The 20,691-nt window shown below is 58.4% G+C and carries 24 protein-coding genes; 17 read left to right on the forward strand and 7 right to left on the reverse strand.

All coding sequences use genetic code 11. The features are described from left to right. Nucleotides 1–102: 102 nt before the first annotated feature. The 5 genes from N4A58_RS04190 to N4A58_RS04210 are packed head-to-tail and all read left to right on the forward strand — an operon-like array spanning nt 103 to nt 5,285. Complete coding sequence (locus tag N4A58_RS04190; protein WP_293708081.1) at nt 103–816, forward strand: response regulator transcription factor; 714 nt, start codon at nt 103–105, stop codon at nt 814–816. A 2-nt stretch (nt 817–818) separates the two neighbouring features. Further along, the gene (locus N4A58_RS04195) at nt 819–1,976 is read left to right on the forward strand and encodes an FIST N-terminal domain-containing protein (RefSeq protein ID WP_293708082.1); all 1,158 of its coding nucleotides are present in this window, start codon (nt 819–821) and stop codon (nt 1,974–1,976) included. Next, complete coding sequence (locus N4A58_RS04200; protein ID WP_293708083.1) at nt 1,973–4,231, forward strand: PAS-domain containing protein; 2,259 nt, start codon at nt 1,973–1,975, stop codon at nt 4,229–4,231. Before N4A58_RS04195 ends, N4A58_RS04200 begins: the two co-directional genes overlap by 4 nt. 47 nt (nt 4,232–4,278) lie before the next feature. Beyond that, nucleotides 4,279–4,944: a hypothetical protein gene (locus N4A58_RS04205; protein WP_293708084.1), complete on the forward strand. Its 666-nt coding sequence runs from the start codon at nt 4,279–4,281 to the stop codon at nt 4,942–4,944. Beyond that, on the forward strand, nt 4,941–5,285 hold the full coding sequence (locus N4A58_RS04210) for a hypothetical protein (RefSeq protein WP_293708085.1): 345 nt from the start codon (nt 4,941–4,943) through the stop codon (nt 5,283–5,285). Before N4A58_RS04205 ends, N4A58_RS04210 begins: the two co-directional genes overlap by 4 nt. On the opposite strand, the gene N4A58_RS04215 is transcribed toward N4A58_RS04210, so the two are convergent. Further along, nucleotides 5,286–6,074 carry a quinoprotein dehydrogenase-associated SoxYZ-like carrier gene (locus N4A58_RS04215; protein ID WP_293708086.1) on the reverse strand — a complete coding sequence of 263 codons (789 nt, stop codon included), beginning with the start codon at nt 6,072–6,074 and terminating at the stop codon, nt 5,286–5,288. Between the two features lie 124 nt (nt 6,075–6,198). Here N4A58_RS04215 and N4A58_RS04220 point away from each other — a divergent pair, with 124 nt between their 5' ends. Beyond that, nucleotides 6,199–7,200 carry a quinoprotein relay system zinc metallohydrolase 2 gene (locus N4A58_RS04220; RefSeq protein ID WP_293708087.1) on the forward strand — a complete coding sequence of 334 codons (1,002 nt, stop codon included), beginning with the start codon at nt 6,199–6,201 and terminating at the stop codon, nt 7,198–7,200. Nucleotides 7,201–7,203: 3 nt separating this feature from the next. Here the strand turns inward: N4A58_RS04220 and N4A58_RS04225 are convergent, their stop codons facing one another. Then, nucleotides 7,204–7,812, reverse strand: coding sequence for a hypothetical protein (locus N4A58_RS04225; protein WP_293708088.1), 609 nt, complete (start codon nt 7,810–7,812; stop codon nt 7,204–7,206). 165 nt (nt 7,813–7,977) lie between these two features. Between N4A58_RS04225 and N4A58_RS04230 the strand changes: the two genes are divergently transcribed. From N4A58_RS04230 to N4A58_RS04260, 7 genes are all read left to right on the forward strand, one after another. Beyond that, nucleotides 7,978–9,108: an S-(hydroxymethyl)glutathione dehydrogenase/class III alcohol dehydrogenase gene (locus N4A58_RS04230; protein ID WP_293708089.1), complete on the forward strand. Its 1,131-nt coding sequence runs from the start codon at nt 7,978–7,980 to the stop codon at nt 9,106–9,108. Nucleotides 9,109–9,122: 14 nt separating this feature from the next. Beyond that, nucleotides 9,123–9,947 (forward strand): S-formylglutathione hydrolase, encoded by an 825-nt coding sequence (fghA, locus tag N4A58_RS04235; protein ID WP_293708090.1) that lies wholly within the window; start codon nt 9,123–9,125, stop codon nt 9,945–9,947. Between the two features lie 12 nt (nt 9,948–9,959). Next, nucleotides 9,960–10,343: a cytochrome c family protein gene (locus N4A58_RS04240; protein ID WP_293708091.1), complete on the forward strand. Its 384-nt coding sequence runs from the start codon at nt 9,960–9,962 to the stop codon at nt 10,341–10,343. A 141-nt stretch (nt 10,344–10,484) separates the two neighbouring features. Beyond that, the gene (gene xoxF5 / locus N4A58_RS04245; protein WP_293708092.1) at nt 10,485–12,287 is read left to right on the forward strand and encodes a lanthanide-dependent methanol dehydrogenase XoxF5; all 1,803 of its coding nucleotides are present in this window, start codon (nt 10,485–10,487) and stop codon (nt 12,285–12,287) included. A gap of 154 nt (nt 12,288–12,441) precedes the next feature. Then, on the forward strand, nt 12,442–12,891 hold the full coding sequence (locus N4A58_RS04250) for a c-type cytochrome, methanol metabolism-related (protein ID WP_245780402.1): 450 nt from the start codon (nt 12,442–12,444) through the stop codon (nt 12,889–12,891). Beyond that, complete coding sequence (locus N4A58_RS04255) at nt 12,851–13,717, forward strand: substrate-binding domain-containing protein (protein WP_293708093.1); 867 nt, start codon at nt 12,851–12,853, stop codon at nt 13,715–13,717. The genes N4A58_RS04250 and N4A58_RS04255 overlap by 41 nt, the downstream gene beginning before the upstream one ends. A gap of 20 nt (nt 13,718–13,737) precedes the next feature. Next, on the forward strand, nt 13,738–14,250 hold the full coding sequence (locus tag N4A58_RS04260) for a PQQ-dependent catabolism-associated CXXCW motif protein (RefSeq protein WP_293708094.1): 513 nt from the start codon (nt 13,738–13,740) through the stop codon (nt 14,248–14,250). 5 nt (nt 14,251–14,255) lie between these two features. Here N4A58_RS04260 and N4A58_RS04265 read toward each other — a convergent pair whose 3' ends face one another. From N4A58_RS04265 to N4A58_RS04275, 3 genes are read right to left on the reverse strand one after another with little or no spacing between them, the layout of a single operon-like run. Further along, on the reverse strand, nt 14,256–15,182 hold the full coding sequence (locus N4A58_RS04265) for a YncE family protein (protein WP_293708095.1): 927 nt from the start codon (nt 15,180–15,182) through the stop codon (nt 14,256–14,258). After that, nucleotides 15,166–15,708 carry an SRPBCC family protein gene (locus tag N4A58_RS04270; protein ID WP_293708096.1) on the reverse strand — a complete coding sequence of 181 codons (543 nt, stop codon included), beginning with the start codon at nt 15,706–15,708 and terminating at the stop codon, nt 15,166–15,168. Before N4A58_RS04270 ends, N4A58_RS04265 begins: the two co-directional genes overlap by 17 nt. Further along, nucleotides 15,705–16,214, reverse strand: coding sequence for a DUF3280 domain-containing protein (locus N4A58_RS04275; protein ID WP_293708097.1), 510 nt, complete (start codon nt 16,212–16,214; stop codon nt 15,705–15,707). Before N4A58_RS04275 ends, N4A58_RS04270 begins: the two co-directional genes overlap by 4 nt. A gap of 131 nt (nt 16,215–16,345) precedes the next feature. On the opposite strand from N4A58_RS04275, the gene N4A58_RS04280 reads away from it, so the two are divergent. Genes N4A58_RS04280 through N4A58_RS04290 form a run of 3 tightly spaced genes read left to right on the forward strand, consistent with a single transcriptional unit; the run spans nt 16,346 to nt 18,969 of the window. After that, on the forward strand, nt 16,346–17,536 hold the full coding sequence (locus N4A58_RS04280) for an ABC transporter substrate-binding protein (protein ID WP_293708098.1): 1,191 nt from the start codon (nt 16,346–16,348) through the stop codon (nt 17,534–17,536). 18 nt (nt 17,537–17,554) lie between these two features. Then, nucleotides 17,555–18,526: a YVTN family beta-propeller repeat protein gene (locus tag N4A58_RS04285; protein ID WP_293708099.1), complete on the forward strand. Its 972-nt coding sequence runs from the start codon at nt 17,555–17,557 to the stop codon at nt 18,524–18,526. Between the two features lie 14 nt (nt 18,527–18,540). After that, nucleotides 18,541–18,969 carry a hypothetical protein gene (locus tag N4A58_RS04290; RefSeq protein WP_293708100.1) on the forward strand — a complete coding sequence of 143 codons (429 nt, stop codon included), beginning with the start codon at nt 18,541–18,543 and terminating at the stop codon, nt 18,967–18,969. 48 nt (nt 18,970–19,017) lie between these two features. On the opposite strand, the gene N4A58_RS04295 is transcribed toward N4A58_RS04290, so the two are convergent. Further along, nucleotides 19,018–19,221, reverse strand: coding sequence for a hypothetical protein (locus tag N4A58_RS04295; protein ID WP_293708101.1), 204 nt, complete (start codon nt 19,219–19,221; stop codon nt 19,018–19,020). A gap of 170 nt (nt 19,222–19,391) precedes the next feature. After that, entirely contained in the window at nt 19,392–19,892 is a 501-nt protein-coding gene (locus N4A58_RS04300; RefSeq protein WP_293708102.1) for a MarR family winged helix-turn-helix transcriptional regulator, read from the reverse strand. A 223-nt stretch (nt 19,893–20,115) separates the two neighbouring features. On the opposite strand from N4A58_RS04300, the gene ectA reads away from it, so the two are divergent. Further along, nucleotides 20,116–20,667, forward strand: a complete 552-nt coding sequence (gene ectA, locus N4A58_RS04305; protein WP_293708103.1) for a diaminobutyrate acetyltransferase — start codon at nt 20,116–20,118, stop codon at nt 20,665–20,667. The last annotated feature ends 24 nt before the right edge of the window (nt 20,668–20,691 follow it).

Consider the following 20,691-nt stretch of genomic DNA (forward strand, 5'->3'; position numbering starts at 1 on the left):
GTCATTAACCGCTTGGTGATCACAGTTTTGCTAAAAACATGGCGCTTTTTTTGATGCGTTTGAAGAATCATGGGGTACCCTTCCGCATAGGGAGGAAGTTTAATGATTCAGGAACCAGTGACTGTGTCGACTGGACAGGTGGGGTCTGTCCTAATCGTAGATGATCATCCGCTATACGGTGACGCGTTGGGCGCAGCCCTTCGGAATGAATACCCTGGCTGCCGGATCGAGACCGCTCAATCCTTGCGTGCAGCGCTCAAAGCTCTGGATGACGGGTTTCGTCCTGACTTGGTGATGTTCGACCTGAAATTGCCGGATGTTCGCGGGATATCTGGGTTTTTGTCCCTGCGCGAGCGGATGCCGGATTTGCCGATCCTTGTGATTTCGTCTTTGACGTCAACCGACGTCGTGCACGCCCTGATGGATAAGGGCGCGGCGGGCTTTCTGCCCAAAGATGCGTGCTCTGACGTGCTGCGCAAGGTGGTTGGGTCGATCGTGGCAGGGGAACGCTATGTGCCGACCGCCTATCAGAAGGCCGAAGACACCGTGCCGAGCGAGGGGGCGGGCACCGGGACCAAACTAGACGAGCTAACCCCGCAGCAGCAGAAAATCATGCGTCTGATTTGTTCGGGCAAGGCGAACAAACAGATCGCATATGAGCTGTGTCTCGCGGAGGCGACGGTCAAAGCCCACATTACGGCACTCCTGCGTAGGCTCGGCGTCCAGAACCGAACGCAGGCGGCCATGATGATGGAAAGCTCTTTGGCGGCGGGACAGACCACGGATCCGGATGCGCTCGCGTTCCTGACCCACTAATCATGCTGGACCAAGGAGACACCGCGCGGTTTGTGCGCGTCGCTCTGTCGCGCGCCTCGACCGCGACAGAAGCGGTCACCGAGGCAGTGGCCCAAGTGGATCGACGGGCAACGTGCTTTGTTATGGCGTTTGTGCCGGATCATCTGGATCGGGAAGTATTGGCCAGCGAACTCGACCGCCAAATGGGCGGTGTGCCCGTATTCGGTTGTACGACCGCAGGCCAGATCACACCCGAAGGCTACGAGACGGGCGCGCTGATGCTGATCGCCTTTCCGCGTCGGTATTTTCGCTGTGCATCCATGTTTATTGACCATCTGCGCGATTTTCCGATGCAGGAACTGAGCCAGAAGATCGATCGGATCAAAACCCAGTTTCAACGCACCGCGGGCTGGCGCCGGTTCGGTCTGGTTCTGTGTGATGGTGTCTCCAAGGCCGAAGACTTGCTGGCCTCGACCCTGCAACTGTGCCTCGGTGAAATTCCGATCTACGGTGGATCGGCTGGGGACGGGCTGCAATTTCAAGAAACTTTTGTGCTTTATGGGGGGCAGTTCCATTCTGGCGCGGCTCTGGTCCTGCTGGTTGAGACGGCGCTCGATTTCACGGGGGTGGGGTTTGACCACTTCTTGCCCACTGAAACACTGATGGTCGTCACGAATGCGATCCCCGAAGAGAGGGTGGTGCTGGAGTTGAACGGCGCCCCCGCCGCGCTGGAATATTCGCGCAAGATCGGGGTCGCTGTGGATCAGTTGTCGCCAGAGGTGTTTGCCGAAAACCCTGTGCTGGTGCGCCAAAATGCCAAGTTCCATGTCCGCGCGATCCACTCGGTCGAGGCAGATCACGGGCTTTCCTTTATGGGCGCGATTGATGACGGGCTTATTTTGACGCTCGGCACGGGAACAGAGATTATTAATGCGCTGGATACGGGGCTCGATTTGCGAGGTCCGATGGGACAACGGCCGGACTTCATCCTTGGGTTTGACTGCATCCTGCGCAAGCTGGAGTTCACGCAAAAGGGCATGTTGGACGATGTCTCTGCCATGTTCCGCAAGCATAATGTGCTAGGTTTCAACACCTATGGCGAACAGCATTGTGGGGTGCATGTGAACCAAACATTTGTTGGGATCGCGTTCTTTGAGCACACGCCGGAGGATTTGCATTGATCAATCCCTCTGACCCGCCCGAAGAGCAGATCCGCAAGCAGGCGAAGATCATCGACGCCTTGATCCGCCGTATGAACCACCAGCACGAATTGGGGAATTCGGCTTACGCGACCTTTCAGTCGGCGGTGTCCATGCAGGCCAAGATGATGGAGCAGTCGCGCGATCTGGAGCGGACGACCTCGGAGCTGGCCAATGTCCGGATCGAACGGGAGCGTACGCGCAAAAACCTAACCAGTGCGCTGGCCGCTATGGAGGGGGGCTTTGCCCTATTCAACCGCTGCCGGCTCGAAGTTAGCAACGAACTGTTCCAGATGCTGCTGCCGGATATTTCTGCGCGCATTCAGCCGGGACTCGAGATTGATGAATACATCGAGGCCATGCTCTCGAGCGAGGATTTGGTCGGCACAGATGGGCGCCTGTTCGGGGCGCTGGCACAGGTGCGTCGATCTGCCGTGGGGGCCGCGGTCAATGCGGTGGTGGCAGAGTTGATTGGCGATCGTTTCTTTCAGGTGAACCTGCAAAGGACGAGCGAGGACAACATTGTCATTCTGTTGACCGACATCAGCCGGATTGTCCGCCAGAACCGCAGTGAAAAAGAGAACCTCATTGACCGTCAGGCGACCTATCTACAGGCGGTGTTTCAAAATATGACCTCCGGCGTGTGTACCTTTGACTCAGACGGGCGGGTCAAGATGTACAACCAGCGGTTTCGGCAGCTGTTGGGGCTGCCCTACACGCTCTTGCAAACAGGATCAGAACTGGAGTTGATCGTGCGGCACGTGCGGTCCCACGCGGTGTTCGAGGACGAAGATGCCTTTGACGTTGGGTTCTGGATGGAGCGTTTGCAAAAGCAAGGGCGGTTCAGGTCGCGTCTGCGCCATGCCAACGGACGCATTCTGGACATGCACTCCCATGTTCTGCCCGATGGGGGCTTTGTCGTGGACCTTGGCGATGTTTCTGCCGAAATTCGCACCGCGGAGATGCTGGAAAACCGCGTGGCAGAGCGCACAGCCGAACTGACCGAAGCCAACGCCCGCCTGCGCGAACAATACGAGGAAAAGGCCCGTGTCGAAGAGAAGTTGCGCGTCGCCAAAGAGGCGGCAGAAGCAGCTGTGTCCTCCAAAACCCGCTTTTTGGCGGCGGCCAGTCATGATCTGTTGCAACCCATCAATGCAGCGAAGTTGCTGATCTCGACTATCAAGGAGGCAACCCAAGGGGCGACCGTTCATCCCATGGTCGAGCGCCTCCAATCCTCTTTCACGTCCACAGAGCAGCTCTTGCACGCGCTGCTGGACATTTCGCGGCTCGATAGCGCGGATTCCAGTGCGCTTCAGCCTGCGAACGTGTGTCTCGGAACTTTGATGCAAGGCGTTTACGAGGACCAACTGCGGGTGGCGGAAAAGCGCGGCGTACGTCTGGATGTGGTGCCCGCGATGGTCTTTGTCCGATCTGATCCAGTGTACCTCTTGCGATCGATACAGAACTTGGTGGTGAATGCGATCCAATACACTCCGTCGGGCGGGCGCGTGTTGGTCGGGTGCCGCCGCAAGGGTGATGAAGTTGTGCTCGAGGTTTGGGACACCGGCATCGGAATTACGCTCAAGGACCAGTCCAAAATCTTTGAGGAGTTCACCCGTGCGGGCAATGTGCCTATCGGCTCCGGCGTCGGCCTTGGCCTCTCGATTGTCGAGAGAACCTGCCGACATATGGGGCACACCGTCAGCGTAAAATCCAAGCCGAATGTCGGCTCAGTCTTTTCTATTCGTATGCAGCGGGTGGCGGTCCAGCCCGAAGCGATTGAAGAGCGTGTTCCGATAAATACCAATGAATCCAGCACGATGGACTTGATTGTTCTGGTGGTCGAAGACGATCCAGCCGTGCTTTTTGCGATGATCAAGAAACTAGAACAGTGGGGCGCTTCTGTGCTTGGGGCCAGTTCAACCGAAGAGGCGTTGGGTCATGTGCGGGACATGGGGATTCCGCCAGACATCATGCTTGCAGACTATCAGTTGGGCAAAACCGATACAGGCATCAACGCGATCAATGCAGTGCGGACTTTGACCAGTATGCACGTGCCTGCGGTGATGATCACGGCAGATCGTGGGGATCACCTGCTCAAGATGGGCGCGGAACATCGCATCCCCGTGCTGACAAAGCCGGTGCGCCTGCGCAAATTACGACCCCTGATCGAGTGGCTGACCCGTGATCCGATGGAGCCGCTCACGCGCTCTGGCACAGACCAAAGTCGGCAATGACTGCCCCATGTCAAAAGATAGGCTTGGGGCAAGGGGAGGATTAAATTATGCGGAAACACCTGCTTTCATTGGCGATCATCGCGGCCTTGGGCGCACCAGCATATGGTGCTGTTCTCGAAGGCAATGCCCTCTATGAGACGCTGTTCAAATCGGGCACGCTCTCGCAGATGGAAGAGGGCGACAAGCTGGTCTACAGGCGCGAGGTGACGAACAAGGTCAAGCCAGAAACGGCCACAAGGGACACCGGAAACGTTGTTCTTTCGCTCGAGCAGGGCGATGCGTTGATGGCGAACCTTGAGTTTCGCCAAGAGGAAAAGCACCGCAATCTGGGCAGTTTTCCAGCCAGCATCGGAAATCCGATGATCATGTACTTTGCGGAAACGGTTGCCCGCGACATGGCCGAGACGGCGGGCGGCAGCCCATTCTATATCCGAAATCGTTTGAAAGAGGCGCTCGTGGGCGCAGCGGAAATGGCGGAAGGTCAGGCCGATCTGGATGGTGCGGGCATCGCGGTCAAAACAGTTGTGATGCGGCCTTTTGCCGATGATCCGAACCGCGACCGGATGCATGGGTTCGAGGATCTGGAACTGATTTTCGCGATGTCGGATGCCGTACCTGGTTGGTACCTGTCGATGTCCGCCGTGACGCCGCCCGAAAGCGCTGTTGGCTACCGATCTGAAACTCGCTTTGTCGCGATCGAGGATGCGGAATGAGAGGCCTTGCGCTGCTGCTGGCTTTGGCCGCGCTGCCTGCCTATGGGCAGAGCGTGGCCGACCGGCTGAACGATTATCCAACGGCGGCTCGGGCGGACTATGTCTTTGCTTGCATGGCGTCAAATGGGCAGACCCGCCAAACGCTTGAGAAGTGCTCCTGTTCAATCGACCAAATCGCGACGATCCTGCCATATGCCAGGTATGTCGAGGCCGAGACGGTCATGTCCATGCGCCGGACAGGCGGCGAGCGTATGGCGATCTTCCGGAGTGCGGCCTCTGCCTCGGCTCTGGTGGCGGATCTGAAACGCGCGCAAGCCGAGGCAGAAGTCATCTGTTTTTAATCAGCTGCCCGACTTGGGTAGCACGTTGCGCCAGATGTTGCCGTAGGTGTCGGTCGCTGTGACCACGAGCGCATCTTCGCCATTATCTGTGTAGATGAACCGGAACACGGGATTTTCGCTGATCGAGATCCCGCCCTCCATGGAAAACAGGGGCGTGTCACCTTGGGACACTTCGATCTCGCTCAGGAAATGGGCGGGAATGAATAATTGCGTGAGTTGGTCGCGCTGAAGCCCCGAGTAGTTAGGATGACGGATCATAATTTGCGCTTCGCGGCGGTTGTGGTCCAAAGGCTCGAACTGCCGCAGCTTCATCTGGCCCATGTCGACTTTGGCCATCTCTGGATCGCGCGTCGCAGGGGCCGAGCACCCGCCTGATGCTTTGACGTAGCCGCCATCCATTGCCAGCCCGTTTGGCGTTTTTGCCAGCACGCGCACGTTGGAGTACTGGTTCACACGCACGCGCAGCTCAAAATCCAGCGGCAGCATGTCTTGGCCAAAGGTAAAGGTCCCTGCCACTGGTGCTGGATTTTCGTCGACCACCACGGTGGCGGCAGTGACAGCCATCGCGGGATCAGTTTGCACGATGCGGATCGGGACGGTACCGGCGTCTTGGGCGCGGGCAGGCGTTTCGACTCGGAACATGCCATCTGCCGCAAGCGGCGTCATTTCACCAATGACATCCGCTTGCAGATCAGTCCACGTGGGACTGTCGCGCATTGGATTATCCTGAGCGGTCGCGGGCAGGGCGATGGACAAGGCCAACGCAGCGGCTAGGCAACGTGTGATCATTCGGGCTCCTCCTTGGGGCGAAGTATGCCAGATCAGCAATGCGTTTCTCATACCGCCGAAAGTCTGTGTGGCGCGGGCGGCGGTCCCCGCGGACCCTTGTTTTCAAGGGCCAAAGGAGGCGCAGATGTTTGAATTGATCGCGACTGTTTGTGTGGCAGGGGCCTGTCACGATCAGCTGTTTCCAGGGTTCGAGGCGGAAACTTTGTTAGGATGCCAGAGCCTTGCCGCAGAATGGCAGAGCAATGTCGAAGCTGTCTGTCAGCCCGCAGGTCCCGCTCTGGCGCTGACAAAAATCGCGCCGGATTTGTACGTGCATATCGGGGAAATCGCTGAGCCAAATCCCGAAAATAAGGGGGATGTGGCGAACCTTGGGGTGGTTGTGGGCCGCGATTCAGTCGCCGTGATTGATTCGGGCAGTACGCGGAAGGTTGGCGAATCGCTCTGGCGGGCGGTGCGTCAGGTCACGGATTTGCCCGTGCGCCACCTGATCCTGACCCACATGCACCCCGATCATGTGCTCGGTGCATCGGTTTTTGCCGAAGCTGGTGCGCAGGTGGTCGGGCGAGACGGCTTGGCCCGCGCTCTGGCAGACCGTCAGGACAGCTACATGCTACGGATGGGCCAAGAGGTGGGGGCGGCACAGGTTGCAGGAACCGCGTCGCCCGAAATTGATCTAGAGATTGTAGACCGGATGGAACTTGACCTTGGGGGTCGGCGTCTGGTGCTACAGGCATGGCCTTTGGCACATACCCCGACCGATTTGACAGTGCATGTGCCGGATGCGAGCCTGCTGTTTGCGGGAGATTTGTTGTTCGATGACCATTGCCCGTCGTTGGATGGGTCGATCTCTGGCTGGCAAGCGGTGTTGAACGATCTGATCGCGATAGATGTGGATCACATGGTGCCCGGACACGGAGAGGTTCTGGATTGGCCGCCGGATGATCTGCCGCTGGATCGGTATCTGACAGCGTTAGAGGCCGAAACCCGCGCTGCTCTGGCCGCAGGTACACGGCTGGATCAGGCCGCGACGACCGTTGCGCAAGAAGTGTCCAAGGAATGGCACCTGTGCGAGACCTTCACTCCGCGCAACGCGACCATCGCTTACACGCAGTTGGAGTGGGAATAAGCCCTAAAGCGCTGCGTTCTGCAGTAGATTGGCCAGCGCAAACAAACGTTTTTCCAGCAGGACAGGGGATTCGCAAAGGTACGTGACGGATTGCTGGCGCTCGCGGTAGATGCGGTCGTCCCAGTCGAGTTGCTCTTCCAAGGCGTCTACGCGGTCATAGTCCGGCTCTGGCTGGTCCATCAGACGGTCCATTTCCGAGCGTGTTTCGTCAATCCGCTCGGCCAGCTTGATCTGTCCGGTCGAGACATTGCCGATCCCGTTGATAATGCGGGTGCGCCGCTTGCCGACGGTGTCAAAGACCTGCGTAAAGACCGCCTGCATCAAATCCCGTTCTGCACCATGAGTTTGGGCGAACGCGGTCACCATCTGACCTGCGGTCTCCATATCCACACGCTGCAACGACAGGGCAGCGGCCAACTCCTTGACCGCGCTTTCCTGAGAGTCGGTTAGGGTAATCTCTGGTTTGGGATCGGGCCACATCAGACCGACCGACAAACGCTCGACCTTGCGCTGGATGCAGGGCCAAGTCGGGTCGGAAAAGTCCGCAGCCAGAGCCTGATTTGTCGCAACTGACAAAGCCAGAGCCATAGAAAGATTACATAAAATCTTCATGTAGTACCCCCTCCGCGTTTGGACTATGTGCTACTTAAGGGTTGCATGTCTATGCAGACCTGACACCAACCATCGTATGCATTGAGTGAAATGCAAACTGCTCAGCATACTTGGATCAACCCGTGTGTACCGCGGAATACTAACTCAAATTCATGGAGACTATGGATGCGAACCCGTGCCGCCGTTGCCCTAGAGGCAGGCAAACCCCTCGAAATTATGGAAGTCGAACTCGAGGGCCCCAAAAAGGGAGAGGTTCTGGTCGAGATTAAAGCGACCGGCATTTGTCACACCGACGAATTCACCCGCTCGGGTGATGACCCCGAAGGTCTATTCCCCAGCATTCTCGGCCACGAAGGTGCCGGTGTGGTTCTGGAAGTCGGCGAAGGCGTCACTACGCTCAAGCCCGGCGACCACGTAATCCCGCTGTATACGCCTGAGTGCCGCGAATGCCCCAGCTGCCGTTCGGGCAAGACCAACCTGTGTACTGCGATCCGCAATACCCAAGGTCAGGGCCTGATGCCCGATGGCACCACCCGTTTCAAAATGCTGGATGGCACCCCGATCTATCACTACATGGGCTGCTCGACCTTTGCGAACCACACTGTCATGCCCGAGATTGCTCTGGCAAAGGTCCGCGAAGACGCGCCGTTCGAAAAGATCTGCTACATCGGCTGTGGCGTCACCACTGGCATCGGTGCCGTGATCAACACTGCGGGCGTCGAGATCGGTTCGACTGCGGCTGTGTTCGGTCTGGGTGGCATCGGTTTGAACGTGATCCAAGGCCTGCGTATGGCAGGTGCGGACATGATCATCGGTGTCGATCTGAACGACGACAAAGAGGAAATGGCCCGCAAGTTCGGCATGACCCACTTTGTGAACCCGTCCAAGATCGAAGGCTCGGTCGTCCAAGAGATCGTGAACCTGACCAAGAAAGGTGACGATGTCATCGGCGGCGTGGACTACTCGTTCGACGCAACCGGCAACGTCAAGGTTATGCGTGACGCTCTGGAATGCTCGCACCGCGGTTGGGGTGTGTCGGTCATCATTGGCGTTGCGCCGGCTGGTGCCGAAATCAGCACCCGTCCGTTCCAGTTGGTCACTGGCCGCGTCTGGAAAGGCACAGCCTTCGGTGGCGCCAAGGGCCGGACCGACGTTCCCAAGTTCGTTGACTGGTACATGGACGGTAAAATCGAGATCGACCCCATGATCACGCACGAGCTGACCCTCGACGAGATCAACGAAGGCTTTGAACTGATGCATGCGGGCAAATCGATCCGCGCTGTCGTGAAGTTCTAAGGTTGGGGGACGAGATGGAGGTCGTATCGGAAAACAGAAGCTTCGGCGGCCGCCAGATCGTCGCGAAACATCCCTCTGACGCTTGCGGGTGCGACATGACCTTTGCGGTCTACTTGCCTCCGCAAGCCGAAGAAGGTCCAGTCCCGGTGCTTTGGTATCTATCGGGGCTGACCTGCACGCACGAAAACGCCATGAGCAAGGCTGGCCTGCAGGAACATGCTGCCCGCCATGGTCTGGCAATCGTCTATCCCGATACCTCGCCGCGCGGCGACGCGATCGCGAATGACGAGGCTTATGATCTGGGGCAGGGGGCGGGCTTCTACGTGAACGCTGTCTGCGATCCGTGGAAAGCCAACTTTCAGATGTATGACTACATCACAGACGAACTTCGGAACTTGGTCGAGCGGACGTATCCGGTGACGGAGCGGCACGGTATAACAGGGCATTCAATGGGCGGCCATGGCGCCCTGACAATCGCGATCCGTAATCCGGACCGCTACCATTCCTTGACGGCTTTTGCGCCGATCACGAACCCCACCTGTTCGGATTGGGGGCGCAAGCAACTGTCGGCCTATCTTGGCGACGACGAGACGTCTTGGACGAATTACGATGCCACGCTCCTGCTAGAGGAGCATGGTTGGAAGGGCGATATCCTGATTGATCAGGGGGCTTCGGACCAATTTCTGGACCTGCTCAAGCCCGAAAGCCTGTCAGCGGCCATGGCGCGCCGCCGTCAACCGGGCGAGTTTCGCATGCAGCGGGGCTATGACCATTCTTACTATTTCGTCAGCACGTTCGCTGGCGAGCATGTCGCATGGCATGCGGAACGGCTGATTTAAAGGAAGTTACTCATGTTCAAACGGGTTTTTGTCGTAGCACTTCTACTCTCGGTACCGGCCCATGGGGTTATGGCCGAAGGCGACCCCGCCAAAGGCGAGCGAGTCTTTAAGAAGTGTCAGGCTTGCCACGCCGTGGGCGAGGACGCCAAAGCGAAAACCGGACCCGTTTTGAATGGCATTGTCGGCAGCGAAGTCGCTGCTTCGGAGGGGTATTCCTACTCTCCGGCGATGCAGGAGTTTGCCGAAACCGGGGTGACCTGGACGGTAGAAGAACTGGACGCATTCCTCGCGAAACCGCGCGAGCATGTGTCGGGAACAAAGATGTCTTTTGCAGGTCTGCGCAAGGAGCAAGAGCGCGCAGACGTGATCGCATATTTGGGAACGTTCACCAAGTAACAGACCCACGGGGATCATAGGGCCCCATCACAAGAAGCTCGCGCCCAGAGGAGGGAGAGGTCGCTGGACGCAGGCACCAGTCGGGAGAGGTGTGCCCGATGACCAGAGGGCGGGGATGGCCCGTCAATCAGGGAGGAAAACATGAAAAGCCTTAAGTACTTAACATCAGTATTGGCGATTTGCTCGGCGACAGGCGCGCTGGCAAATGCCGATCTACAAAGCCAGATCGACAACCCCGCGCAGTGGGCGATCCAGACTGGCGACTACGAGAACCAGCGCTATTCGGAACTCGATCAGATCAACGCAGACAACGTTGGGGACATGCAGGTCGCATGGACCTTCTCGACCGGTGTTCTGCGCGGTCACGAGGGCTCGCCGCTGGTGGTCGGGGACGTGATGTACGTCCACACGCCATTCCCGAATACGGTCTACGCTCTGGACTTGAAAGAGGAAGGCAAAATCATCTGGAAATACGAGCCCAAGCAGGATCCGAACGTGATCCCTGTGATGTGCTGTGACACCGTAAACCGCGGCGTGGCCTATGCGGATGGCAAGATTTTCTTGCATCAGGCGGACACCACAGTCGTGGCGCTGGACGCGAACACGGGCGAAGCGCTGTGGTCGGTCAAGAACGGCGATCCCAGCAAGGGCGAGACCAACACCGCGACCGTCATGCCGGTCAAGGACAAGGTCATCGTTGGCATCTCGGGTGGTGAATTCGGTGTGCGTGGCTCTGTGACCGCCTACAACATGGAAGACGGTAGCCTCGCATGGCGCGCCTATTCTATGGGTCCGGACAGCGAAATCCTATTTGATCCTGAAACCACCACCCATCTGGGTGAGCCCGTTGGGCCGGACTCGGGCACCAACACGTGGGAAGGCGACCAGTGGATGATCGGAGGCGGCACCACGTGGGGATGGTATTCCTATGATGCCGAAGCGGATCTGATCTACTACGGCACAGGTAACCCGTCGACTTGGAACCCGGCGCAGCGTCCTGGTGACAACCGTTGGTCGATGACCATCATGGCGCGTGATCCCGATGACGGCATGGCCAAGTGGGTCTATCAGATGACCCCCCATGACGAGTGGGATTATGACGGCATCAACGAAATGATCCTCACCGATCAAGAGATTGATGGCGCGATCCGTCCGCTGCTGACTCATTTTGACCGGAATGGTCTGGCCTACACACTGGACCGCGTCACCGGCGAACTGATCCTCGCTGAAAAGTTCGATCCGGCTGTGAACTGGACCACCGGCGTTGACATGGATCCCAATTCAGAGACCTATGGCCGTCCCGCGGTGGTGGCGCAGTACTCGACCGAGCAGAACGGTGAAGACGTGAATTCGACCGGCATCTGTCCGGCGGCTCTGGGCTCCAAAGACCAGCAGCCCGCGTCCTACAGCCCCAAGACAGAGCTGTTCTATGTGCCGACCAACCACGTCTGCATGGACTACGAACCTTTCCGCGTGAGCTATACCGCTGGTCAGCCCTATGTGGGCGCGACACTGGCCATGTACCCGGCACCGGACAGCCATGGCGGCATGGGTAACTTCATCGCTTGGGACAACATCGCAGGCGAGATCAAGTGGTCCATTCCCGAGCAGTTCTCGGTCTGGTCGGGTGCTCTGGCTACCGCTGGCGACGTGGTGTTCTACGGCACACTCGAAGGTTACCTGAAGGCCGTTTCGGCTGACACCGGCGAAGAACTGTACCGCTTCAAGACCCCCTCGGGCATCATCGGCAACGTGATGACCTATGAGCAGGCGGGCAAGCAGTACGTCGCGGTTCTGTCGGGTGTCGGCGGATGGGCCGGCATTGGCCTTGCGGCTGGTCTGACCAACCCGAACGACGGTCTGGGGGCTGTGGGCGGCTACTCGGCGCTCAGCGACTACACCGCTCTGGGTGGTCAGTTGACCGTGTTCACCCTGCCTGACTGAGCGATCGTTTCGATCCAAGGGAGCCGGCCGTTTGGCCGGTTCCGACCCCCGAAAACTTAAGGATAATATGATGATCCGACAGGGTTTTTCTCTGGTGGCACTGACCACCGGTCTGATGGTTGCGTCTGGTGTCTGGGCTGAATCTGGCTACACAATGGACGACCCGAACATCGCCGTCTCCTACGAGGAAGATGGCCGCTATTTCACCGAAGATGACGTTCCGACCTTTAACGTCACCGATGATGGCAAGGTTGACTGGCTGACCTTCTCGGGCTTTCGCCGCTATCACTCGGAATGCCACGTCTGCCACGGCCCCGATGGCGAGGGGTCGACCTACGCGCCCGCGCTGAAAAAATCCGCGCTGGACATGGATTACTACGACTTCCTCGACGTGGTGACGAATGGACGGCAGCGGGTCGATGCAGCAGATAATTCGGTCATGCCTGCCTTTGGCACCAACCTGAACGTGATGTGCTATCTGGATGACATCTATGTCTACCTCAAAGCCCGCGGCATGGAAGCTGTGCCGCGCGGTCGTCCCGGCAGCAAAGAAGCCAAATCCGATGCTATCCGCGAAGCTGAAAATGCCTGCATGGGAACGTAAATCTGCCCTCAAGGTTCTGGCCGTGGCGCTCTGCGGGCTCTTGCCCGTCAGCGGCGCCACGCAGACCTCGGATCTGGTGTCGCACCATGCGTTCCGTGTGTGCGCAGATCCGGCCAACCTGCCGATGTCCGACGATCAGGGCAGGGGATACGAGAACCGACTGGCAGAGCTGTTTGCGTCAAAACTGGATTTACCTGTGGAGTACGAGTGGTACCCGATGGCCACGGGCTTCATCCGCAATACGCTCAAGGCGGCGAAGTGCGATTTAGTGATCGGGTATGCCCAGGGGCATGAGATGGTTCTCAATACGAACCATTACATGACCTCTGGGTTTGTTCTTGTCGCGCCTCGGGATAGCGACTTGTCCAGCGTCAGCGGGCTGTCTGATCCCGCGCTGCAGGGCAAACGGATCGGTATTGTGGCAGGCACCCCGCCCGCCACGCACATGGCGCGCTACGGCCTGATCGGCAAGGCCAAGCCCTATAACCTGACCGTGGACCGCCGCTACGAGAGTCCCGTGGTCAGCATGCTCGAAGATCTCAAGGCCCAAGAGATTGATGCCGCCATTTTGTGGGGGCCGCTTGGCGGGCCGTTGGTGAAATCCGATTATCCTGGCATGACGGTCCTGCCTCTTTTGGGGGAAATACTGCCGCCCAAGATGTTCTACCGCATCACCATGGGCGTCCGTCAGGGAGAGAAGGTCTGGCAGCGCAAGCTGAACTCGCTCATTCGTCGTCACCAGGATGAGATCAACGCCATTCTCATGGAGGCGGGGGTGCCCCTGCTGGATGCGCAGGGTCAGACCTTGCTGGAGCTCCCCCAGTGAGGTGGCTATGGGCGGCTCTAATGTCCGGCTTGCCCATGGTTCTCCTCGCGCAGGTGGCCGAGCCCGAGGGCTACCGTACCCAACAGTATCGGGCTGCAGTTCCGTCAGAGCTTTCTGGCGGGACTGTCATCACGACCCCAGAGGCCGAGGCGCTCTGGCGTGAGGGGCAGGCGGCTTTTGTCGATGTGCTGCCCCAAGCGCCAAAACCTGCCAATCTGCCAGAAGGCACGATTTGGCGCGACAAACCCCGCCACTCTATCCCCGGCGCGATCTGGCTGCCGAACACGGGATACGGCGCGTTGGCGGAGGTGACGCTCGACTATTTTCTGACCGGATTGAAGGCGGCGAGTGGAGGCGACAAAGCGCATCCGCTGGTCTTTTTCTGCCTCGAAGAATGCTGGATGTCCTACAATGCTGCGCGGCGCGCTCTGGAGTTAGGCTATAAGGATGTCAGCTGGTATCCCGATGGCACCGACGGCTGGACGTTCTTTGATCTGCCGGCCGAGCAAATCAAACCCTTTCCCGAGGAGTAATAAGCTCAGGGTCGGATAAACCGGCCAAACGCCCGTGGCCCGTCTGCTGTCGGGTAGGTTGCAATGATGCTCTGGCTCTCTGGATCAATGACTTGGATGGTATTGTCGAACCAGTTCGCAATCACGATATCTCCGTCAGAGGTCGTATCGATCCCTTCAGGGTATTCGTTTGTGGCGATCTCGGTCAGCGGAGCCATAGTTTGCAGGTCAAACAGGCTCAGCGTGTTGGCGTATTGGTTGGTCGCGAAGCCGACAGCGCCCGCAAAGGCGATCCCGTAGGGCCGCTCCCCCACCGGTATGGTCGCAATCACCGATCCAGCCTTTGGATCAATGACGCTCACGTCATTCGTTCCCACATTCCCCACGAACAACCGACCGTCTGTATGGAACCGTAGACCATAGGGACGAACGCCGGTTTTGACACGGGCCACGACCTCGAGTGTGTCTGTGTCAAACAAAGAGACCTGATCCCCATCGCGGTCGGCACTGGCCAGAAGCCTGCCGTTCGCCGAGATATCCAACCCTGCAGGCGCGGCACCGGTCTTCAGCGCGCCCAACACACTTAAATCTTGGCCAGATAGCACCCAGATGCGGGCGTTGTACCAGTCGGACACAAAGAGCTGATCGTGCGCAGGATCATAGGCGATCCCCGTCGGCCCGCCGTCCAGAACCACCTCAGCCAAGACTGCGCCGGTTTCGGGGTGGTGACGCCGGACGGTCTTGGCCTCCGGCGCAACCGTGTACACGGCCGCTTCGGACACAGCGATTCCCGCCGGTTGACCGGGTAGGGGCCAGCGCGCGATTTCGCGCCCTTCGTCCAGATCAAAGACACTCAGCGCCTCGCCGTTCTGACAGGTGATATAGGCGATATCCCCAAGCGCGGGTAGGGCGGCGCATCCCAGCGCCGCCGCCAATTCAAGAACCCGGCGCACCAAATTTCTCGACCAAGGCATCAAGACCAGCCTGATACACCCCGCTGACTGCGGCAATCGCGGCTTCGTCGTTTAACTCGGCGGGCGGATCGTTGTTCGGGTACCCACGATAGAAGGCACCCTTCCACTCGATCTTGGAGCCACCGCCATCGCGGGGCGTCACCGTCAGATGGGATGAGTAGTTGGTGACAGGCAGAACCTCGACCTTCACGTCGGTGATCCGGTAGGAATAGCTCATCTTGGTGGCATCGTACTTGTACAGGATCTCGTCGATCGTCGGACCGCCTTCTTCGCCAAGCACCAATTGGCGCGTGGCATCAATCTCGTTGCCGCCGTTCCCAGTGGTCGCATATACCGCAGGGTGCCACCCCATGTCCTGAAAATTGCCAATCGCAGCCCAAACATCTTCGGGTTCTGCAGCGACTTCGGTCGTCAGTGTGACCTTCTGGCGCGTGGGCCCGTGGGCATAGGCCAACCCGGGCAGTGCAGCCAAGGCGACCGCGCCAAGGAATAAGCGTCGTTTCATTGGGATCCTCCCCTGTCTTCTGTGAAGAACGTTGTTTTCAGGATGTACCGCATGCCGCGCTGCCAGCTTTCGTCCGTGTTGTTCCGGATATCGACCACACGGCCTTTGACCATGGTGCCCGTCGCGGCATCGCGCATCTGTAAATTCATGCTCAGGATTAGGTTCGAAACCTTCTGAACCTCGCCGACCAGAGAGTAGTCTGCCCCAAGCTTGGTCGCCATGCGCGTGTCGCAGCCATAGCATTTGGCGGGGTTCACGGTGGCGTCGATCTGCTCTTGCACAGGGGCTAGATCGACCAAGTCGTACCCGTTTTCGGCAAAGCGCTCGCGCACCATCGCCTCGAGCATGTCGATCCGCGCCATCTCTGCTGGGTCTTGGCCTAGTTCAGCAGTCTGCAAAGAGCTGTCCAGAAAGGTGATCCCGAAAAACGCAACGCTCTCAGCGCTTTGAGCAGAAGAGCCAAAGCCGAGCAGGGTTGTCAGGATCAGTGCGGTGTTCCGTAGCATACCGCCATCGTCACGCGGGACGGGGGCTGCTGCCAATTGCTCCGAAAGTATCGGTAGCGAGCCTCGCCGCCGCTCTGACAAGCTGTTGGTATGCGTCGGTATTCAGTGACGTGAACGTGTACGGAGGTGGCATGCGCGGACAAAAGGGAACATGGGCTTTGGCCTCTGTGATGGTGCTGGCCGGACTGGCACCCGCGGCGGCGGTCGAGGTGACCTCTGCTGTTTTGCGCGTGGACTATCAGACACTGCTGCCGATCTCGCGATATGACCTGAAGCCGGATGATTTGGGGTTCGCCGGTGCGGCGCTCGCCGACGAAGATAACAGCACGACGGGCCGCTTTCTGGGTCATACCTATGAAACTCGCACTCTTAGCGTTCCCCCCGAAGCCGCCGCCGAAGCCGCTGTCGAACTGGTCGCCGGCGGCGCGCCTTATGTGGTGGTCATCGCCAATGGGCCCGACACAGCGGCTATTGCGGATGCAGTGGCTGGGGCAGGTGGCATCGTTCTGAATGCGGGCGCCGCTGATAATAGTCTGCGCGGCGCTGAATGCCGTGAAAACCTGCTGCACATCGCGCCGTCCAATGACATGCGTGCGGATGCCGTGGCCCAATTTGCTATGTGGAAAAAGTGGCCACGCTGGGTACTTGTCGAAGGCTCCAATCCCGCGGATCAGGAATTGGGACAGAGTTACGAACGTGCTGCCCGCAAGTTCGGCGCCAAAGTGGTCGAGACCCGCACATTCGAAGATACCGGCGGCACGCGCCGCACGGACTCGGGTCATGTCTTGGTGCAGCGCCAATTGCCGACTTTTATGCAGGACTTGCCGCGCCACGATGTGGTCATGTCCGCCGACAACTCTGACTACTTTGCGGCGTATCTGCCCTATCATTTGTGGGATCCACGGCCCGTTATGGGCTCGGCTGGCCTGCGGCCGATGACCTTTCATCCCGCGCACGAGGCGTGGGGTGCAACCCAGTTCCATACTCGGTTCGAAGACCTAACGGGGCGCTATGTCCACGAAGAGGATTACGAGGTCTGGCTGGCTCTGCGCGTGATCGGAGAGGCCGTGACTCGAACCAGCAGCAACGATCCGGCGGTCCTGCGCGACTACATTCTGTCGGATGACTTCGAACTGGCCGCGTTCAAGGGGCAGAAGGTCACCTTCCGCGATTGGAATGGGCAGATGCGCCAGCCGATCTTGCTGTTTGACGACCACATCACAGTCAGCGTCAGTCCGCAGGATGGCTTTCTACACCAGATATCCCCGCTCGACACCCTAGGGCAGGACCGTGCCGAAAGCGCCTGTGCCGCCTTTGATTAACCCTAGATGGAGACCTCTGTGAAACCTCTGCTTTTGACGACTGCCCTCGTGATGGCCGCTACCTCGGTCTCTGCCAACCGCGCCTTCGTGTCGAACGAGCGGGGGAATACAGTCACCGTGATCGACACAGAGACGTGGCAGGTCGAGACAGAATTTTTTGCTGGAAATCGCCCGCGCGGGATCACCGTCAGCCCTGATGGGACTTTGCTGTATGTCTGTGCCTCTGATGATGATCAGGTCAAAGTGTTCAGCACTGAAACCTTCGAGGAACTCTATAGCCTGCCATCTGGTCCAGATCCTGAGCTATTCACTCTGCACCCGTCGGGCAATCCGCTGTATATCGCGAACGAGGACGACAATCTGGTGACTGTGACAGACACCGAAAGCCACACGGTTCTGGCAGAAATCCCTGTGGGGGTCGAACCCGAAGGCATGGCGATCTCTCCGGACACCAAGTTCGTAATTAACACCTCGGAAACCACGAACATGGCGCACTTTATCTCGACCGAGGATTACGAGATCAAACATAACATCCTCGTCGATCAGCGGCCGCGCTATGCCGAGTACACGCCGGACGGCAAGCGCCTGTTCGTGAGTTCAGAAATCGGGGGGACTGTATCGGTCATCGACATTGCAGACGACGGCACGCCGACCCTGACCAAGAAGATCGGCTTCGAAGTCTCTGGCGTGCTGCCGGAATGGCTGCAGCCTGTTGGGGTTAAAGTCACCGCGGACGGTAGTCGGATTTTTGTTGCCTTGGGGCCGGCGAACCGCGTGGCCGTCATCGACGGGGATACGCTCGAAGTGCTGGACTACATTCTGGTCGGGCAACGGGTGTGGCAGATGGCCTTTACGCCCGACGGCGCGCACTTGCTGACCACGAACGGCAATTCCAACGACATCACCGTGATCGACGTGGCCAAGGAAAAGGCCATTCAGTCCATTCAGGTCGGCCAGCAGCCTTGGGGCGTGGTCGTAACACCGAACTAATTGGGGAGAGAGTTATGAAAACTTGGATCGCGGCAGGCGCTTTGGCGCTGATCGCGGGTGGTGCAGCCGCCCATGACTATGGGTTCGCGGGGGTGCTGTCCGCGAACAACAAGGGCGAGATGCCCGAGATTACGCTGTCCGTCGGCAAACCCATCGCAGAAGGGCCGATCACGCTGAAGTCTGGAATGATGTACGAGCTGGAGATCGAGTCAGACGGCAGCGGGGAACTGGCGCTCGAGGGGCCGGGTTTCTTTCGTGCGATCTGGGTGAATGAGGTCGTCGTCAATGGGCTGGAAATGCGCCCCTTCGGCATGGAAAGCGTCGAGTTCGACGAAGCCGGCGAGATGGAGATTGACTTTCTGGCGATCAAACCGGGCGCGTATTTCCTGCGTATTCCGGGATCCAAGGGCGAAAGCCAGCGGGTCGAGATCACCATTCAATAGGTCGGCACGCAACCAGCCCCTCCTCTGACAGGGCTGCGTGCTGACGGATTAGATGGTTTGGGAGTCCAGATTGACCATTCGGCACTTCCAGCCTTGGACCGAGAATTTGGGGTGCTCGACCTGCCATTTGGCCAACTCAGGTTGTGCACCCATCATGCAAGCCATGGGGGTCACGTCGACAAAGGTCAGGCTCTTTTGCTCACAGACGTCAGGGGCTGTGGCGAGACAAGCCGTGAAGAGAAGTTCGATCATAAAGACATCCTTTCAGTCAGAGGGGATGCCCAAGCGTAATGCCGCAATGCAGCATTCACGTCAGGGTACTGGTTAAAAGACCATCACCTTTTGCATAATTTTGCGATTTTGCACAATATGTAGGCGCTATTTGCCGCAGGTCACGGAAAAAGCGTCCTCTGTCCCGCAGGTTAATGGGCGCGGTGGCCCTTGATCTCGCCTGTGGTCAGCACTGGCGAGGCGTCAATATCGTCGGCATTCAGCATCGCTGCGACTCGCTCCAGCGATGCTAGTAGCTGCGCTTGCTCCCAGTCTTTCAGCTGTTCGAACGCCTGAACGTAGCGCTGCTGCAGCGCGTCTGGCGCAGTCTGGACGGCCATCTGGCCGCTCTCGGTCAGGATGATGTTCGTCTGGCGGCGGTCTGTTTCAGAGCGTACGCGCACCGCATAGTTCCGCGCGACCAACCTATCCACAAGCGTAGTCACCGTGGCCTGCGACACGCCCATCTGAACCGCCAACTCCTTGGGGGTGGCGCTGCCATCCCGTGCGGCTGTGATCTGCAAAACCCGCAGTTGAGCAGGGGTCAGGCCAGCCGACTGCGCGAGGCTGCGCGAATAGAGTTCCGTCGCACGCAGAATACGGCGCAGGGCGATCAGGCTTTGGTCGGTTCGGTCACGGTGTTGTTCAGACATATTCCTTTATCGCACAAAACTGAAAATGCTTCAATTGGCTAAGTATCTCACCCTTGATCTTCGATTGTCGAAGGGAAATATTTTGGCCACTTGGTGTAAAAATCACGAAAAACATAAAGAAAACAAAGGCATTTATGGGATGTGAGAAAAACAACTTAGGTGGTTGAAATATTTTCAGCTTCTATTACTTTGACAGTCAAAGGAAACAACCCGAGAGGCCAACATGCCAGAGTTGCAAGTACAGACCGAAACGACTCCGATGCGAGTCATGCAGCCGATCCTGCGCAAGCCGGATGCGACTGATGGCAAGAACGTTTGGGAGCTCGTCCGGAGCTGTCGCCCTCTGGATGAAAACTCGATCTACGCCAACATCATTCAGGCTGACCATTTCCGCGATACATGCGTTCTGGCCGAGCTGAATGGCGAGGTCGTTGGCTGGATCTCGGGCCACATGATCCCGAACTCGAATGCGTTCTTTGTCTGGCAGGTTGCTGTCAGCCCCAAAGCGCGCGGACTGGGTTTGGGCAAAAAAATGCTGCGTGAATTGCTGTCGCGAGATGCGACCGCAGAGGCGCGTGAGTTGAAAACCACGATCACGCAAAGCAACGAAGCATCGTGGGGGCTGTTCCGCAGCTTTGCCCGCGACGTCGGCGGGGATCTGACCGATCAGCCGCACTTTACAGAAGACGAGCACTTTCAAGGTGAGTGTGCCACCGAACACATGGTGACCATCACTCTGCCGCGCGCTCAGGCTTCTGTTGCACGCGCCGCTTGAACTCTCCCCTCTTTTACGACTGAC

It is taken from the genome of Donghicola sp. (assembly GCF_025210255.1).
Lineage (GTDB): Bacteria > Pseudomonadota > Alphaproteobacteria > Rhodobacterales > Rhodobacteraceae > Donghicola > Donghicola eburneus.